At 68.5% G+C, this 13,172-nt stretch carries 11 protein-coding genes; 2 read left to right on the plus strand and 9 right to left on the minus strand.

The features are described 5' to 3' along the window. Positions 1-53: 53 nt before the first annotated feature. Positions 54-2,351 (plus strand): glycoside hydrolase family 3 C-terminal domain-containing protein, encoded by a 2,298-nt coding sequence (locus LOC60_RS07300; RefSeq protein ID WP_230024081.1) that lies wholly within the window; start codon positions 54-56, stop codon positions 2,349-2,351. On the opposite strand, the gene LOC60_RS07305 is transcribed toward LOC60_RS07300, so the two are convergent. Continuing rightward, entirely contained in the window at positions 2,348-3,454 is a 1,107-nt protein-coding gene (locus LOC60_RS07305) for a glycosyltransferase (RefSeq protein ID WP_230024083.1), read from the minus strand. The genes LOC60_RS07300 and LOC60_RS07305 overlap by 4 nt on opposite strands. Before the next feature lie 89 nt (positions 3,455-3,543). Here LOC60_RS07305 and LOC60_RS07310 point away from each other — a divergent pair, with 89 nt between their 5' ends. Next, positions 3,544-4,449, plus strand: coding sequence for a glycosyltransferase family 2 protein (locus LOC60_RS07310; protein WP_230024086.1), 906 nt, complete (start codon positions 3,544-3,546; stop codon positions 4,447-4,449). Here LOC60_RS07310 and LOC60_RS16295 read toward each other — a convergent pair. The 8 genes from LOC60_RS16295 to LOC60_RS07350 all read right to left on the minus strand — a co-directional run bounded on the left by LOC60_RS16295 (position 4,433) and on the right by LOC60_RS07350 (position 13,151). After that, positions 4,433-5,536: a glycosyltransferase gene (locus tag LOC60_RS16295; protein WP_230024087.1), complete on the minus strand. Its 1,104-nt coding sequence runs from the start codon at positions 5,534-5,536 to the stop codon at positions 4,433-4,435. The two genes, LOC60_RS07310 and LOC60_RS16295, sit on opposite strands and share 17 nt — an antisense overlap. 12 nt (positions 5,537-5,548) lie before the next feature. After that, complete coding sequence (locus tag LOC60_RS07320; protein ID WP_230024089.1) at positions 5,549-6,709, minus strand: glycosyltransferase; 1,161 nt, start codon at positions 6,707-6,709, stop codon at positions 5,549-5,551. Positions 6,710-6,792: 83 nt separating this feature from the next. Then, positions 6,793-7,242, minus strand: coding sequence for an acyl-CoA thioesterase (locus tag LOC60_RS07325; protein WP_230024091.1), 450 nt, complete (start codon positions 7,240-7,242; stop codon positions 6,793-6,795). A gap of 131 nt (positions 7,243-7,373) precedes the next feature. Next, positions 7,374-8,204, minus strand: coding sequence for a hypothetical protein (locus LOC60_RS07330; protein WP_230024093.1), 831 nt, complete (start codon positions 8,202-8,204; stop codon positions 7,374-7,376). A 14-nt stretch (positions 8,205-8,218) separates the two neighbouring features. After that, complete coding sequence (locus LOC60_RS07335) at positions 8,219-9,805, minus strand: DUF4389 domain-containing protein (protein ID WP_230024094.1); 1,587 nt, start codon at positions 9,803-9,805, stop codon at positions 8,219-8,221. Positions 9,806-9,842: 37 nt separating this feature from the next. After that, positions 9,843-11,243, minus strand: a complete 1,401-nt coding sequence (lpdA, locus tag LOC60_RS07340; RefSeq protein ID WP_230024097.1) for a dihydrolipoyl dehydrogenase — start codon at positions 11,241-11,243, stop codon at positions 9,843-9,845. A gap of 98 nt (positions 11,244-11,341) precedes the next feature. Beyond that, the gene (locus LOC60_RS07345; protein ID WP_230024099.1) at positions 11,342-12,859 is read right to left on the minus strand and encodes a carboxylesterase/lipase family protein; all 1,518 of its coding nucleotides are present in this window, start codon (positions 12,857-12,859) and stop codon (positions 11,342-11,344) included. A gap of 133 nt (positions 12,860-12,992) precedes the next feature. Further along, on the minus strand, positions 12,993-13,151 hold the full coding sequence (locus tag LOC60_RS07350) for a hypothetical protein (protein WP_230024101.1): 159 nt from the start codon (positions 13,149-13,151) through the stop codon (positions 12,993-12,995). Positions 13,152-13,172: the final 21 nt, after the last annotated feature.

The following is a 13,172-nucleotide window of genomic DNA, read 5'->3' on the forward strand; positions in this document are numbered from 1 at the left end:
CAGGCACCCGGTGCCCTTCCGGGAGAGGCCGCCGGACCCCTAGACTCCGGCACATGCCTACGTCCATGCCTGACCAGCCGTCCGGTGCTGCACTGCGGGAGCGGGTATCCGCCGTCCCGCAGGCCGAAAAACCCGTCCTGCTCTCCGGGGCGTCCTTCTGGACTACCGCCGCTGCCCCGGCGGCGGGGCTGCGTTCCCTGGTGCTCTCGGACGGGCCGCACGGTATCCGGCGCCCCCGCAGCGACTCCGAGCCGGGAATCGATGACGCCCTGCCGGCAACCTGCTTCCCGGCGGAATGCCTCACGGCCTGTTCCTGGGACCCGGAGCTTCTGGCCCGCCTCGGCACGGCGACCGCGAAGGAAGCCGCAGCGGCGCACGTCGACGTCGTACTGGGTCCCGGACTGAACATCAAACGCACTCCCCTGTGCGGACGCAACTTTGAATACTTCTCCGAAGACCCGCTGCTGGCCGGAGCACTCGGTGCCGCGTGGACCCGTGCACTGCAGTCCGAAGGGGTCGCGGCCTGCCCCAAGCATTTCGCCGCGAACAACCAGGAAGCGGACCGGATGCGCATTGACGCGGTGGTGGATGAACGCACCCTGCACGAGATTTACCTCAAGGCCTTTGAAACGGTGGTCCGGACCGCACACCCGTGGACCCTGATGGCGGCCTACAACAAGGTCAACGGCATCCACGCCGCAGAGAACGCGGAGCTGCTGGACACGGTCCTGCGCAGTGAGTGGGGGTTTGACGGCCTGGTGATGTCCGACTGGGGTGCCGTCACGGACCGGGCGGCGGCGCTCGACGCCGGACTGGACCTGGAGATGCCCGCCAGCGGCGGCCTGGGGCCGGGTGAACTGCAGGCCGGCCTGGCTGCCGGCACCGTGAACCGGGACATGGTGGATACATCGGTGGCGAGGCTGCTGCAGCTGGCGGACCGCACCGCTTCACCGGCGGGCGGAGCCGTGGATCCTGTAGAGCACCACCAGCTCGCACGGGAGGCCGCTGCGGCGTCCATGGTGCTGCTGAAGAACGAAGGCAGCATCCTGCCGCTCTCCCCGGAGCTGCGGCTGGCCGTGGTCGGCGAGCTGGCCCGCACCCCCCGGTACCAGGGCGCCGGATCCTCCCGGGTCACGCCCACCCGGGTCAGCGTTCCCCTGGAGGTTTTGGCCGAGCGGACCGCTGCGGCTTCCTTCGCCGCCGGCTACCGGCTGGACGGAACCCCGGACCCGGCGCTGGTGGCGGAAGCGGAAACCGTTGCCGCCGCTGCCGACGCGGTGCTGTTCTTCCTGGGCCTGCCCCCGGACCGGGAGTCGGAGGGGTTCGACCGCCCCGACCTGCACCTGCCGGAAAACCAGTTGGACCTGCTGCGCGCCGTGACCGCGGCGAACCCCTGGACGGTGGTGGTCCTGTTCAACGGGGGTGCCGTGGAGACCGGGTGGGCCGGGCAGGTTCCGGCGGTCCTGGAGGCGTGGCTGCCGGGCCAGGCTTCGGGGGAAGCGCTCGCCGACGTGCTGCTGGGCGAGGTCAACCCTTCAGGGAAGCTGGCCGAAACCTTTCCGCGCCGGATCGAGGACACCCCCGCCTTCGGGAACTACCCGGGCGAGGCAGGAACGGTCCGCTACGGCGAAGGGGTGTTGGTGGGATACCGGTGGTACGACGCTCGGGACATCGAACCGGCGTTCGCCTTCGGGCACGGGCTGTCCTATACCACCTTCGGGTTCAGTGGCCTGGCCCTGGGCCTGGCGGAAACGGAGACCGGCCCTGCCCTGACGGTCGAGGCGACCCTTACGAACAGCGGCACCAGGGCCGGCGCCGAAGTCCTGCAGGTGTACTCAGGTGCACCGGACGGACCTGCGGTTCGGCCGCCGCGCGAGCTGCGGGCCTTCCGAAAGGTGTTCCTTGAGCCCGGCGCCTCGGCTGCGGTTGCCCTCACCGTACCGCTGCCGGCGCTGGCACGGTTCGATCCGGCGTCGCACCGGTGGATTACCGACGCCGGCACCTACCGGATCGACGTCGGGTCCTCCTCGCGGGACATCCGGCTCAGTGGAACCATCGAACTGCCCGGCACCGGCGGCGCCGCAGCGGTCCCGCTCACGCTGGACTCCACTGTTGCCGAGTGGCTGGCCCATCCGCTGGGGCGGCAGCTGCTGGGCGGCGGAGGCGCCGGCGGCAGCGGACGCGAAGACGGCATGGGCCCCGGCGGCATGGCTGATGCGCTGGCGCTCATGGGCAGCATGCCCCTGCGCCGGCTGGCCCGGTTCCCCGGCAGCCCCCTGACGCCGGACCGGCTGGACGGCCTGGAACAGGCGCTGCGCAGTCCCGGACCGTCCGAAGCGGAATCCGCCTAGGCGGACAGCAGGGAGCGGTAGATTGCCTCGTGCGCGGCGGCTACCTGGCGGCGCTCGGCGGTCCGTTCCTCCCGACCCATTCCGGGCCAGGGCCGGGAAGCATGCACCTGCTTGAGTGCGTTGGCGAGGGACTGGGCGTCAAGTCCCTCTTCGTTATGGACGAATTCGGTGACGGCGGCGCGCTGCTGGGCGTAGAAGCCGCAGGACGGGGCCAGCACGGCCGTGCCGAGATCCGTGCAGGCCTCCAGCCAGCCGGAGTGGGTGCCGAACCGGTACGGCAGCACGGACACGTCCAGGCTTGAGAGGTAGTCCCACAGTGCAGGTTCGTCGAAATAGTCGCGGACCTGCAGCTCGAGCCGCCCGGCATCGGCCGCTTCCGTGAGCCAGCGGTGCAGCTCCGGACGGAACTTCGCCCCTCCGGGAGTGAGGATGTCCGGATGCCCGTTCACCTGCAGCACTGCGCCGGGCAGCTGCTCCACGGCGTCGAGCAGGTCCGGCAGGATCGCCCCGTCCATCATGTTCGGGCGCAGGCTCTTCAGATGCACCCCGACGCGGAACTCCCCGCGGGGACCGGCGGCGAGACGCCGGGCCTGGCGCCGGTCGAGTTCGTCGAGACCGACTACATGCGGATGCGGCAGCACCTGCGGGCGGCGTCCCCACCGGCGCTCGACGACGTCGGCCGCCCCGGGGGTGAGCGTGATCAGCGCATCCGCCGCATTGATCAGCACATCCAGCTGCGCGTCGTGCGCGTCCGGGGTGAGGTGGTGCGGATTTCGCAGGTCGTGGACCGTGTAGACCAGCGGCTTGCCCCGGGACTTCAGCTCTTCGGTGACGGCCCGCAGGTCCCCGGGGGAAACCGCGTCGAAGCCGAAATGGATATGCATAAGGTCGAAGCTGTCCGCGTTGTCCCGGATCCAGCCGGCGTCGAGCATGACCGGCGGCCACCACTTCGCCTCGGTGGACTGGCCGGGGTTGCGGGGGTCGGGGTCCGGCAGGCGCACCACATGGTTTTCCCCGCCCGGAACCGCCCCGGTGTGCCGGATGTAGACCTGGCTGTGCGGCACTGACGCCACCCTGATGATCGAATCTGCCGCCGTGCCCACGCCTACTCCTTCTTCGCTGCAAAAAACCTTGTTCAGTATACTTAGTATTTTGCGGCGTCCGCGAAGGGTGCCCCCGGCGGAAGGAACCAATGCAGCCGCAGCAGACCGGCTCCGATCAGGCGTTTTCGGTGCTTATCATCAGCTCCGGACGGGACGCACATTTAGCCAATGCGGTTCGGGGGATCTGCCGTTCCACCCGGCCGCCCGCCGAGATCGTGGTCTGCTACATGGGCCAGCCCTCAGCCGTTCCTCCGCCCGGCACCCTGCCGCTCCGGGTGGTGCACGTGGCCGGGCGCCCCGGTGAACCGCTCCCCCTCGGTGCGGCCCGGAATGCCGCTGCCGCCGCCGCCCGGTTCGACACCCTGGTTTTCCTGGACGTGGACTGCATCCCGGGCGCGGAGATGTTCGGGCAGCTGCTGGCTGACCTGGACCGGACCGGCGGCCTGGTGATGGCTGCGCCCCGCTACCTCACGGCGGACGCGGATGTGCGGGCCTGGGCGTCCGACGGCGGTGAAGGGGTGCTGGTGCGGGATTCCGTGCCCCACCACGCCCGCGCCGCCCTGGCACCGGCGCCGGGAGAGCCGGCGGCGGCGTCGGAGGACTACGCTTTGTTCTGGTCCCTGGGGTTCGCCGTACGCCGGGAGACGTTCGAGCGGATCGGCGGCTTTGACGAATCCTTTGCCGGGTACGGCGGCGAAGATACGGACTTTGCCTTCACCGCCCGGCTCCGGGGCGTCCCCCTGGCCTTCTCCGCGGCAACCATGTTCCACCAGCACCACGGGGTGCACCGGCCGCCGCTGCAGCACCTGGACTCGATAGTGGTTAACGCCGAGGCGTTCCGGCGCAAATGGGGAAGCTGGCCGATGACCGGCTGGCTGGAGGCCTTTGCCCGGGACGGCTACGTGTCCTGGGACCGTGACGCCGCGCAACTGAAGCTGCTGCGCCGCCCCGGTTCCGCCGAGCTTGCGGCGGCCAGGGTCAACGCGCCGTACTGACGTCCCTGCCGCCGGACACAGCGTCTGTGTAGCCGCCGGACACCGCCGCGTCCACGGCAGCCAGGAACCGGTGCCGGAATTCCTCCTCGGAAACCAGCAGGGTCCGGGCCAACAGGTCCGGATCCGTTCCGCGCAGCTCCTCCAGGGTGTGCTGCCAGTCCCGGACTGCGGCGAAGCCTGCCGCGTCGGCTGCCCCCGCCGCGGCCAGCGACTCGGCGAAGGCGGCCTGTTCCCGGAAGGGCCGGGGCTCCGGGACCAGCAGTGCCGGACGCCGGGCAGCAGCGGCCGCGGCAACCGCGTTGTGCCCGGCAGACGTCACTATGACATCCGCGGCGGCCAGCCGGGGACCCGGATCAGCCACTACGCCCAGCAGCGACACATTCGGCGGAACCGTTCCCGCCGCACCGGCAGTGTGTCCCATGACTTCCCACCGCCACCCGGGGGTCCGGCGGGCCGCTGCGAGGACATCGTCCAGGGCCACGCCGCTGCCGCCCAGGGAGGTCTGCACCGCAACGGTCCGGGGCTGCACGGGGATGCTTCCCGCGGTCGGCGCGGTGTGCGGAGCCAGCATGCCCAGGTAGGTGCTTTTGGCCCCGTACGCCTGCAGGTGGGCCGGGTCTTCGACGGATTCCGGGAAGTACGCGATCAGCTGCGAAACGGAGTCATAGGCCAGCCGGTGGGGCAGGTCCGTCCGGTCTCCGTGCATCCGGCGGTGGATCACCGGATAGCCGGCCAGCCGGGCGAAAACCGCAGTCTCCACGGACACGTCCACCACCACTACGTCCGGAGCGAAGTCCTCCCATAGCCGGTGCAGCCGGGCGAACCGAGCCTGCAGGGCCGGCCCGGACGGCGCGTAGTGCAGGAACCCGCCCGGGCCCGGGGGAAAGGGACCATCGGGGCCGACGTCGGGCGGCAGCGGAGCGAACCGCGCGCCGCCCGGCAGCACCGGAGCTCCCCCGGCCGGGGGTGTTCCGGTAACCAGCAGGTCCACGGCAGCCGTCCGGGCAATGTTCGCGGCGTGGCGCAGGTGTCCGGTGCCGTGGTGGTGTGCGTAGTAAGCCACGCGGGGCAGGCGGGAGGAAGTCACGTACGGCTCCGGTTAGGGCACGAGGGCTGCGCCGGGCCGGCCGGCATCGGGCCGGGTGGACGGCAGTCCGTCGGGATCAAGCAGGGAACGCACCTGGTCCTCGTAGGCGTCCACCATGGCCGCTGCGCTGAAGCGGGCCGCCGATTTCCGTACGCGGTCCCGGTCCAGGACGCGGGCGGCGGTGACGGCCGCGGCCAGGGCATCGGCTCCAAGGCCTTCGGCCAGGCGGCCGCCGTCGGCGTCGATGATCTCCGGCATCGCGCCCAGCGGCAGGGCAGCCACCGGCGTACCGCAGGCCATGGCCTCCAGGGCGGTGAGTCCGAAGGGCTCCGACCACACCGGCGACGCGATGAAGACGTCCCCTGAACCGAGAAAGTCGGCCAGGTCCCTATGGTCGAGGTGGCCAACGTGCTGAACTCCCCGGCCAAGGTGCGGCGCGACCGTGCGGTCGAAGTACCTGGCATCGCTGATCGGCCCGGCAAAGTGCAGTTCCATGCCCGCCATCCGCGCGGCGTCGATCGCAATGTGCAGACCCTTTTCCGGGGTGACCCGGCCGGCCCAGACGGCCGTTCCGGTGCGCCGCCCGGTGCCTGCGGGCCAATCCGCGAGCCGGATGCCGTTGTGGATGACGTGCAGGTCCGGCAGATGCGTGGACCAGCCGGTGGTGTTGCGGGCGGAAACGCTGACGAAGCGGTGCAGCGGGGAGAGCGGTGCCCGGCCGTCCTCGACGGCGTCCAGGATCCACGGCAGCGGCGGGGTGTGGAGGATGGTCAGCATCGGCTGATCGGCCAGCCTGAGGTAGGGCAGCAGGCTCAGCGAGTTGTTTACGACTACGTCGAACCCGCCGTCCCGGACGGCAGCGATGGCAGAACCCAGGGCAGCATCCAGGGTCTGCTGCTGGCGGTGCATCTCTTCCGGAGCCAGGCCCCGCCGGAACTCGAAGTCTTCCGCGAGGACCTCCACCACCCGGCCCCCGGACACGGAGCCGGCCTTGGCGAAAAGCGTGACGTCGTGGCCGCGGGAGGCGAATTCATCAGCCATCAGCGAAGTGTGCATTTCCAGTCCGCCGAGGAACGGGCTGGAGACGGGGTGGTGCAGGTGGGACAGGACCGCTATCCGCAGGCGCTCCCCGCCCGCCGCGTGCCCCTGCGGCAGGGGGAAGTTCAAACTCATATTAGTAAGTATGCCTTGGATTGCGGGTCCGGGCCGGGAGGGGCTCCGGGCGCCGGCGGACGGGGCGGACGCTGCCGGGGCCGCTAGGCCGAGAACGGCTCCGCGCCGAAGGGCACCGGCGGAATGTGGTGCGAGGGCAGCCGGTCGCGGTCGTAGCTGATGGTGCTGTAGCCGTGCGGGACGGGCTTGCCTTCCTCGTTCAGGTTGACGAACACGATCTTGTCGATCGTCAGGATGCTGCGGCGGGTGATCATGTTCCGGACTTCGGCCTGCATGGTCAGGGAGGTACGCCCGAACTTGGTCGCGGTGAGCCCCATCTCAATCAGGTCGCCCTGCACCGCCGAGCTGACGAAGTTGATCTCCGACATGAATTTAGTGACCACCCGGCCGTTGCCCATCTGCAGGATGGCATAAACGGTTGCTTCCTCGTCGATCCAGCGCAGCAGGCTGCCGCCGAACAGGGTTCCGTTGGCGTTCAGGTCCTCGGGGCGGACCCATTTGCGGGTGTGGAAATTGATGTTCTCAAGGGGCATATATTCAGCTTATCCACAGCTTTCCGGCCCACCCGCCGGATCCGTGGATGCCTTGCTCACAGACCCCTGTTAGGTGCCTGACGCTGCTGTGACAGCGCTCCCGGCGCAGTGGCCGCTGCGGCGGCACCGCTTTAGTCGGGGTCCTCATTAAGCAGGTCGCCGAGATGGGTAAGGTCACCGTCCGGCGGAACTTCCATGGCCTCGAACGCTGTGTCCCGGAGCAGATCGTCGATCAGTCCGGCCGGCCCGCCTACCAGCGTGGAGTCGAAATCGATCTCGGAAGCGAGAAACCACGTCCGGTCGGCCGGCCAGAGCAGGTTGGGGCTCTGCAGCGGATCCCAGCCGTTGCGGCCCTGCCACTCCGGGTCCGCGAAGACCGCCAGGTCCCCGGCAAACAGCAGGTACCCGCGGTTCGGGAGCTCGAGGCGGGAAGCAGTCCCGACGCCGTCGTACCCCAGGAAGGGCTGCGGCAGCGGTTCATGGGTGACGGTCCCGTCCGCGGAAAAGGTAATGCTTTCCCCGCTGCCGGTCACCCAGCCGTAGCCGTCCCAAAGACCGGCGAGGCACCGGCGAGGGGCTTCAGTGTGCGCGGCCAGGACACGGCTGACCCCGGCCAGCGTCGCGGCGGGCAGCGAGCCCACCAGCGGATCTTCGTAGTGCCATCCCGGTTCATTCCACACCGGGTTGCGGTAACCGGCCAGGATGGACTCCCACTGCATCAGCGGGTGGGCGACCGTGCCGCGGGACGCCGCCAGCTGAACCCAGCTCATGGTGCGGGACTCAACCGGCACCGGCACCTCCCGGTGCCAGCTCAGCAGCTGCGCCCGAATCGGATGGAAGATTCTGGCATAGGCCTCGAATCCTTCCGGAACGGTGCCGGAGACGGTACCGGCCCGGGCCAGCCGTCCGGCGATCCAGGCACCTGCCTCCGGGTCGGCAAGCGGCCCTTCCAACCTCGTCATGCGGCCAGTATGCCTTACGGAACCCTGCTGCGGACCGGCGGCAGGTCATGGGAATCGACCGGTCCCTGGTCCAGCCTGAACGGCGGATACTCGTCACGCATCAGTGCTGCGTAGGCCAGGACCCGGTAGGACCACCGCTGCAGTCCCATCACGAAGTCGAAGATTGGGCGCGGATAGTGGCCGGTGAACAACAGTGCGACGGCGGCAACCAGGACCAGCAGGCCCAGCAGTGAAATGCCCGCTGTCCATCCGCCGACCGAGCGCAGGCCTTCGCCCGCCGGGTCCGTCGCCCAGTTCACCGCTCCGTCCCAGCCGCCGCCCGTGCTCCGGTCCCAGCCGCCGAACGGACCGGCCTGCCGCACCACCACGTAGCCCGAACCGCTGAAAGCCCCCACGATCAGTGCCTGCGGAAGCACCAGCAGCCACCACTTCACGAGCACCAGCCCGCGCGAGAGCCGTTCGGGGTAGGCGACATCGAAGTCCGCCGGATAGTCGGTCCGGTCCAGGCTGAACGGCGGATACCGGTCCGTGCCCAGCACTGAGGTGGCATAGAACGCCACCCGCCAGCTCCAGCGGACCACTCCGACGTTGAAGTCGAAAAGGGCCCGCGGATAGCGGGCAGTGATGAGGATAGCGAAACCGGCAACGACTGTCGCCACCCAGAAGGCAACCCAGAGGAACGCGAGGAGGATAAAGTGCGGGATGGCCAGGAACCACTTCACCAGCCACAGCCAGCGGGAGAGCCCCGGGTCCAGTTCGCCGTAGAGCCGGGCCGGATACGGCGTCCCGCCTCCTCCGGCGGTTAGCTGCGCCGCCCGGGCGCCGGACAGCACCGGCGCGCCCGACTGCTGCGCAGCATCCGGGGAAGCCGCTGCGGAAGCGGAAACCGGGGCCGCTGCGTAACCGTAGGGACCGTGCCCGCCGCTGGGTCCGGGGTACCCTCCGGCAGGCTTCCGCCCGGTCAGGATTCCCGCGAGGATCAGTGCCACGCCGCCGAGCACCAGGACGACGGCACCGACTACCAGCCACCAGGCGAGCGGGACCAGGAGATCCGACCGCACACCTACCTGAAGATCAGCCGTGACCTGGGGGGAGGCATCGGCGTTCATCACGACGATGATCCATTCACCCTGTTCCAGCTGCCAGTCCAGTTCCTGCGTGCCGGATCCCGCAGAGGACGCGGCCCAGAAGTCCTGCTCCCCCGGCGGCGCCGGTGCGGACGTCCCCGGCGTTTCCCGGTACTCCGCCGAGAACGGGTCGAACGTCACGCCCTCGAGCTCAGTGCGGGCAACCCCTGCCAGGTACCGGTCGACGTCGTCCTCGGACGCAATCCCGATAAACAGCTCGCCGTCGGGATCGGTTCCCCGGACCTGCACCGTGCCGACATTGTCCTCCGCCCGGACGCCCGGATCCACATCGATGCTTTCGCTGGTGAGTGCGTAGGAACCGACGCTGTAGGTTTCCTCAGGAATGGAGAGGTAGCCGTCTCCGCGCTGGGCCGCCGCCAGGATTCCCAGGGCGGCAGCACCGGCCCCGGCTGTCAGTCCGGCAAGGACCAGCAGTGACCCAATGACAATCAGAACGATTCTGCCTGCATTCATGGCACTGCCCTTCGCTCGCCGGAAAGCGGAACCCCGGCTAGAAATTGATCATGTGGCCGGTCAGTCCGTGGAAGGCTTCCTGCAGTGCCTCACTGAGGGTCGGGTGGGTGTGCACGTTGCGGGCGAGTTCGGCCGCCGTCAGGTCCCATTTCTGCGCCAGGGTCAGTTCCGGCAGCAGTTCGGAGACATCCGGGCCGATCAGGTGCCCGCCCAGCAGTTCCCCGTACTTCGCGTCGGCCACCAGTTTCACGAATCCCACCGGTTCACCCAGGCCGTGGGCCTTCCCGTTGGCGGTGAACGGGAAGGTGCTGACCAGTACGTCATGGCCCTCGTCGCGGGCCTGCTGTTCGGTGAGTCCGAAGCTGGCCACCTGCGGCTGGCAGAACGTAGCCCGCGGCATCATGCGGTAGTCGCCCAGCGGAAGGGTTTCCGCCTTGCCGATGGTTTCGGCTGCCACCACTCCCATTGCCTCCGCCACGTGGGCCAGCTGCAGCTTGGCAGTAACGTCGCCGATGGCGTAGATGTGCGGGACGTTGGTGCGCATGTAGTCGTCAATGCCGATGGCGCCGCGGTCGGTCAGCTGCACGCCGGTCTTTTCCAGCCCGTAACCCTCGGTGCGCGGGGCGAAGCCGATCGACATCATTACCCGGTCCGCTTCGATGCTCCCCTGCTGGCCGTTCTTATCCGTATAAGTAACCGTGACCGAGGAGCCGTTGTCCTTAACCGTCTCCACCTTGGTGGAGGTAAGGATGGGGATGCCGAGCTTTTTATACTGCTTCGTGATCTCCTTGGAGACGTCCGCGTCCTCGTTGGGCAGGGCGCGGTCCAGGAACTCGATGATGGTGACATCCACGCCATAGCTGCGCAGCACGTAGCCGAACTCCATCCCGATGGCTCCGGCGCCGACGATCACCATTTTCTTCGGCAGGTCCCGGTCCAGGATCTGGGCTTCGTAGGTGAGCACGTTCTCGCTCAGTTCGACGCCGGGCAGCAGGCGTACGTAGGTGCCGGTGGCGATGATCGCGTTGTCGAAGGTGATGGTCCCGCTGCCGCCCTTGGACAGGGAAACCTCCAGGGTGTGGTCATCGGTGAAGACGCCGTGGCCGTCGTACTCGATGATCTTGTTCTTCTTCATCAGGAAGTGGACGCCCTTGACCCTGCCGTCGGCCACCTGGCGGCTGCGGTCGAAGGCCGTCCCGTAATCGAAGGTGACCTCACCGCTCATGCCGAAGGTTTTGGCCTGGTTGGTGAAGATCTGCGCCAGTTCGGCGTTCCGCAGCAGTGCCTTGGATGGAATACACCCGACATTCAGGCAGACGCCGCCCCAGTATTTCTCCTCCACCACCGCCGTCTTCAAACCCAGCTGGGCTGCACGGATGGCTGCCACGTATCCACCTGGTCCGGCCCCGAGGACCACGACGTCGTAATGTTCGCTCATGGGAACCAACTCTCCTTGCCTGGGAGGTGCGGGAAAATTTCTCAGCCGGTTTAAGGCTCTCACGAGGTGCCGCCAAGGGCACGGGTGCCCGGACACGTTCAGAGGTAGCCCCGGTAGCCGGACCACGCCCGGCGCCGTTCCGGAAACGGATCCGACTCAATCCGGTCCAGCTTGTCGAACACCCGGGTGTGGCGGTGGAATTCGTCGTAGGGGGGCCAGTCACTGCCGGGGTGGGAATGCCGCGCCAGGCTCAGCAGCGAGCCCTGGAAGCGCCTGGACAGGGCATTGAGTTCATCCCCTCCGCCCAGCAGGGTCAGGGCCTTCGCCGTCCCGGTGCCGATATCCCCGAACATAACCGGCACATCGAAGGAATGGGTGGCACCGAAACCGAGCAGGTTCATTGCGGGTGTCGCATAGTCGTAGCGGTACACCCACGTGGGGGCTTTGCGTGAGTGCCCCTCGGCCACCATTTGGCTCGGATACCAGAACACCAGGTCACCGCTGATGTCCACCGACCGCCGTCGGGAGGGATACCCCGGATAGGCGGCCACCACCCGGTCCCGGGCCTGCGGATCGGTGCCGGCAAACATCTTCTCGATCCGTTCGGGCGTGGACGGAAGGATGTTGGAAATCTTGGCGAACAACGCCCCCTCCCTCGCCATGGTGCCCAGCACCAGGGGAACGGGATTGGAGTCACCGTCCAGGAACGAGTCGACCGGGTGCTTGGGCAGGAAGTCGCCGTCGATGACGGGTGAGACGCTCAGGGTCCCGGGCTGCTTGACCGGGCCTATTTTCGTGGTGAGTTTACGGGTGGCATTGACGAGTTTCGCCGCCGGCATGTTGGTCAGGGCTTCCGCGGCGGCTGAGGGCGGAACGCCCAGGATCTCCAGCAGGTCAGCGGCCCAGGCGGCGTGCATGTCCGGAGAGTAGGCGGCGGACGGGGCCGGGCTCTGCGCATAGGCCTGATGGAACAGCTGCCGGGCGCTGGGAATGCACATCAGCGAGGTTACGGCGAGGCCGCCCGCGGACTCACCGAACAGGGTCACATTGTCCGGGTCCCCACCGAAGGCTTCGATGTTCTGCTGCACCCATTCCAGGGCGGCAACCTGGTCCCGCAGGCCCATGTTTGCGTCGAACTGCCGCTCAGCCGTCGCATAGGCACGGAAGTCCATGAATCCCAGCGCGCCGATGCGGTAGTTAAGCGAAACGTAGAGGACGCCGCCGTCCCGGACCAGCCTGGTTCCCCGGTACGTCGGCTCCGCGGAGGAGCCGGAGCTGAAAGCGCCGCCGTACAGGTAGACCAGGACGGGCAGCAGCCCGTCAGCCGGCTCCAGGGGTGCGGAAACGTTGAGGGAAAGGCAGTCCTCATCCATGGGCACCCTGCGCCGGGTTCCGGTGAGGCTCGGTGCCTTGGACTGCGGAGGGACCGCTCCGAAGCTGCCGGCACTGCGGATGCCGCTCCAGCTCCGCGGCGGCTGCGGTGCCCGGAGCCGGAGCCCGCCAACCGGCGGAGCCGCATAGGGAATGCCCCGCCACGTACGCACGCCCTGATCCACAATGCCCTGCACCAGCCCGTTACAGGTTTCAACCACCAGCGACGCAACATCAATAGCCACGATCGACTCTTTTCAGCCGGGAACCGCCCCGTGCGACTACCTACGATAGGCGTGCGCCAACGGGGCCGCCAGATGCCCGGCCGGTTGCCGGCCGTGCAGGCCCAACATCCGGAGCCCGCGTCCGGGCTGCTGCCTAGGCGGCGGCGAGCTGCGGCCGTGCGCCGGCGCTGCGCCGCCCATGCACGGGGCGGGTGCCGCTCCTGCGGTGCAGGATGACTTCCCGCAGGCAAAGCAGGGCAACCGCTGCAGCGTTAAGGGCAATCTTGGTGCCGGTTGACCAATCGGTTCCCACGCACAACATCCAGACAAGGAG

The organism is Arthrobacter sp. zg-Y769, assembly GCF_020907405.1.
GTDB lineage: Bacteria > Actinomycetota > Actinomycetes > Actinomycetales > Micrococcaceae > Arthrobacter_B.

Excerpts from the sequence above, each read along its gene's own strand:
- LOC60_RS07300 (WP_230024081.1), top strand. The coding sequence starts at position 54 with ATGCCTACGTCCATGCCTGACCAGCCGTCCGGTGCTGCACTGCGGGAG.
- LOC60_RS07310 (WP_230024086.1), top strand. The coding sequence starts at position 3,544 with ATGCAGCCGCAGCAGACCGGCTCCGATCAGGCGTTTTCGGTGCTTATC.
- LOC60_RS07320 (WP_230024089.1), bottom strand. The coding sequence starts at position 6,709 with ATGAGTTTGAACTTCCCCCTGCCGCAGGGGCACGCGGCGGGCGGGGAG.
- LOC60_RS07325 (WP_230024091.1), bottom strand. The coding sequence starts at position 7,242 with ATGCCCCTTGAGAACATCAATTTCCACACCCGCAAATGGGTCCGCCCC.
- LOC60_RS07330 (WP_230024093.1), bottom strand. The coding sequence starts at position 8,204 with ATGACGAGGTTGGAAGGGCCGCTTGCCGACCCGGAGGCAGGTGCCTGG.
- LOC60_RS07335 (WP_230024094.1), bottom strand. The coding sequence starts at position 9,805 with ATGAATGCAGGCAGAATCGTTCTGATTGTCATTGGGTCACTGCTGGTC.
- lpdA (WP_230024097.1), bottom strand. The coding sequence starts at position 11,243 with ATGAGCGAACATTACGACGTCGTGGTCCTCGGGGCCGGACCAGGTGGA.